This is a genomic window from Acidovorax delafieldii 2AN, from assembly GCF_000175235.1.
In the GTDB taxonomy this organism is placed as follows: domain Bacteria; phylum Pseudomonadota; class Gammaproteobacteria; order Burkholderiales; family Burkholderiaceae_C; genus Acidovorax; species Acidovorax delafieldii_B.
Genome location: NZ_ACQT01000357.1, coordinates 1 through 2,906 on the forward strand (window position 1 = coordinate 1; position 2,906 = coordinate 2,906).

Consider the following 2,906-nt stretch of genomic DNA (forward strand, 5'->3'; position numbering starts at 1 on the left):
GCACCACCCGCCCCCTGCCCGGCGTGCGCACACCCCGCGGGCACGGCACCAGGCCGCGCACAGGGCGTGGGGGGCAGTGCTTCAGTCACCCATCCGGGTCCGCTCAGCTCAGCACCACGCTCGACAGCCGGCGGCGGTAGGTGGCCACCAGCGGGTCTTCGGGCGGAATCTGGCCTTCGGCCACCTTGACCTTGGGCGGCTCGATGATCTCGAGAATGGCCACGTAGGTCTTGCGGGCCGCCTCGTCGCTCCAGGTCTTGTCGCGCATGAGGATTTCGAGCAGCTCGTCCATGGCGTCCTGCCAGCGCTGCTGCGCCATCAGCCAGCGCGCACGTGCATAGCGGGTATCGAAGTCGCGGCGGTTGGCGGCAATTTTTGCTTCAAAACCGGCCTCTGCGCTTTCGCCATAAGCGCCCGCAGCTACAAAATCAAGAGCATCCATCCAGGCCTTGAGCGCACCCAGGCGGCGCGAGCCGGGGGCCTTGGCGATCACCGGGGCAAAGGCGACCTTGGCGTCATCCTCGCGGCCAAGCTGCAGCAGCAGCTTGACGTAGTCGAAGCGGGCCTCGTCGTTGGCGGGATCGGTGGCCACGGCATGCTGCAACTTCTCGAGCGCGGTGCCGGTGTCGCCTTCGGCGAGGGCGTCGAGCGCCTCCTCCTCCTCGGCTTCCGCCTGCAGCTCGCCGGCAGAGGGCACGTGCTTGTCGAGAAACTCGCGCACCTGGCCCTCGGGCAGCGCGCCCATGAAGCCGTCCACGGGCTGACCGTTCATGAGCAGCACGCAGGTGGGAATGCTGCGGATGCCGAACATCCCCGCGAGCTGCTGCTCCTGGTCCGAATCGATCTTGACCAGCTTGAAGCGGCCGGCGTATTCGGTTTCCAGCTTTTCCAGCACCGGGCCGAGCGACTTGCAGGGGCCACACCAGGGCGCCCAGAAGTCCACCAGCACGGGCACATCCATGGAGGCGGCAACCACCTCGGCTTCAAAGTTCTCTACGGTGACGTCGATCATGGCGGGGATTCTCCAGCAAATTGTTGGCCCTGCGAACCACAGGTGCTTCGCGCGGCGGCCGATAAGGGACATTCACAAGGATGCCACTGTAGTACCCGGTTAATACCTGCGGCGCGAGCGCACTGCCCACAATGCCCTGCGGCTCTGGCGAGCCCCGACATCACACCAGGAGACAAGCATGGCAGGCAAGAAGATTCTCATGATTTGCGGCGACTATTGCGAGGACTACGAAACCATGGTGCCCTTCCAGGCGCTGCTGGCCGTGGGCCACACCGTGCATGCGGTCTGCCCCGGCAAGCGCGCGGGCGAGCAGATCAAGACGGCCATCCACGATTTCGAGGGCGCGCAGACCTACAGCGAAAAGCCCGGCCACAACTTCACGCTCAACGCGAGCTTTGCCGAGGTGAAGCCCGAGCAGTACGACGCGCTGGTCATTCCCGGTGGTCGCGGCCCCGAATACCTGCGCAACGACCCCGCCGTGTGCGCCGCCGTGCGCCATTTCTTCGATGCGGACAAGCCGGTGGCCGCCGTGTGCCACGGCGCGCAATTGCTGGCAGGCGCCGGCGTCCTGAAGGGCCGCACCTGCTCGGCCTACCCGGCGTGCCGCGCCGAAGTCGAACTGGCGGGCGGCACCTACGCCGACATTGCCGTGGACCAGGCCCACACGCAGGGCAACCTGGTCAGTGCCCCCGCCTGGCCCGCCCACCCGGCCTGGATCGCGCAATTCCTGGCGCTGCTGGGCACGCGCATCACACTTTGAGCCCACCAGGGCTGCAGCGCTTGCCTTGCAAAGGGCTGCAGCTATGCGATCCATAGCAAAGCATCCTCTGGCTTGACAGGCCCGGCGGCGGGCTCCACCATGGCCCGCCGCTCGCGCCACACCAGGGAACCCGCCATGTGCCAAGTCTTCATCAGCGCCGACCCGCAGCTCTACGCCCACCGCGCCCGCTCCGTGCGGCTGCATGGCGTGGCCACCAGCATCCGGCTGGAAAACATGTTCTGGCAGGTGCTGGGCGACATTGCCGCACGCGACGGCTACACCGTGCCCCAGCTGTGCACGCGGCTCTACGATGAACTGGTGGCCGAGCGCGGCGAGGTGGACAACTTCACCTCCTTCTTGCGCGTGTGCTGCACCCGCTACCTGGCGCTGCAGCTGTCGGGCGACATTCCGCAGGACACGCGCATTCCGATCCGCTCCGTCACGCTGGGCAGCACCGCAGGCCATCCGGGCGCGGCGGCCCTGCGCCACTGACAGCCCGGCCCGCGGCCCATCCCGCGCAGGCCCTGCCAAGCGCAGAGATGGCGCGGCAATCGCCGCAGTTGGCCCTGCACGCCCGCAAAAAGTAAAATCGCGGGTTCCATCTACAGGGCCGGTAGCGCCATGCCCGCCGCCCCGCACCTCCCAACACCATGAAACCCATCCAGATCGGCGTGGTCATGGGTTCCAGCAGCGACTGGGACACCATGCAGCATGCAGTGCAGATTCTTGAACAGTTCGGCATCGCCCACGAGGCCCGCGTGGTGTCGGCCCACCGCATGCCCGACGACATGTTCGCTTATGCAGAAGCCGCCGCAGGCCGCGGGCTCAAGGCCATCATCGCCGGGGCCGGTGGCGCCGCTCACCTGCCCGGCATGATCGCCGCGAAGACCCCCGTGCCGGTGCTGGGCGTGCCTGTGGCCAGCCGCCACCTGCAGGGCGTGGACTCACTGCATTCCATCGTGCAGATGCCCAAGGGCATTCCCGTGGCCACGTTTGCCATCGGCACGGCCGGCGCGGCCAACGCCGCGCTGTTCGCCGTGGCCCTGCTGGCCAACGAGAACCCCGCGCTGCGCCAGCGGCTCGAAGCCTTCCGCGCCGAGCAGACCGAAGTGGCGCGCAACATGACCCTGCCGC

General features: G+C 67.6%; 4 protein-coding genes. 3 read left to right on the forward strand and 1 reads right to left on the reverse strand.

Annotation, left to right across the window (positions count from 1 at the left end; all coding sequences use genetic code 11):
- Positions 1–103 precede the first annotated feature (103 nt).
- Entirely contained in the window at positions 104–1,012 is a 909-nt protein-coding gene (gene trxA, locus ACDELDRAFT_RS20905) for a thioredoxin (RefSeq protein ID WP_005800106.1), read from the reverse strand.
- Between the two features lie 178 nt (positions 1,013–1,190).
- Here trxA and ACDELDRAFT_RS20910 point away from each other — a divergent pair, with 178 nt between their 5' ends.
- The 3 genes from ACDELDRAFT_RS20910 to purE form a co-directional block, all read left to right on the forward strand.
- Positions 1,191–1,772, forward strand: coding sequence for a DJ-1/PfpI family protein (locus ACDELDRAFT_RS20910; protein WP_005800108.1), 582 nt, complete (start codon positions 1,191–1,193; stop codon positions 1,770–1,772).
- A 135-nt stretch (positions 1,773–1,907) separates the two neighbouring features.
- On the forward strand, positions 1,908–2,264 hold the full coding sequence (locus ACDELDRAFT_RS20915) for a ribbon-helix-helix domain-containing protein (protein WP_040330293.1): 357 nt from the start codon (positions 1,908–1,910) through the stop codon (positions 2,262–2,264).
- 158 nt (positions 2,265–2,422) lie between these two features.
- Positions 2,423–2,906, forward strand: a 484-nt coding sequence (gene purE / locus ACDELDRAFT_RS20920; RefSeq protein ID WP_005800111.1) for a 5-(carboxyamino)imidazole ribonucleotide mutase, incomplete at its 3' end; no start/stop codon positions are given.

Bases quoted from the DNA above. Each gene is read 5' to 3' on its own strand.
- trxA (WP_005800106.1), bottom strand. From the start codon at position 1,012: ATGATCGACGTCACCGTAGAGAACTTTGAAGCCGAGGTGGTTGCCGCC.
- ACDELDRAFT_RS20910 (WP_005800108.1), top strand. From the start codon at position 1,191: ATGGCAGGCAAGAAGATTCTCATGATTTGCGGCGACTATTGCGAGGAC.
- ACDELDRAFT_RS20915 (WP_040330293.1), top strand. From the start codon at position 1,908: ATGTGCCAAGTCTTCATCAGCGCCGACCCGCAGCTCTACGCCCACCGC.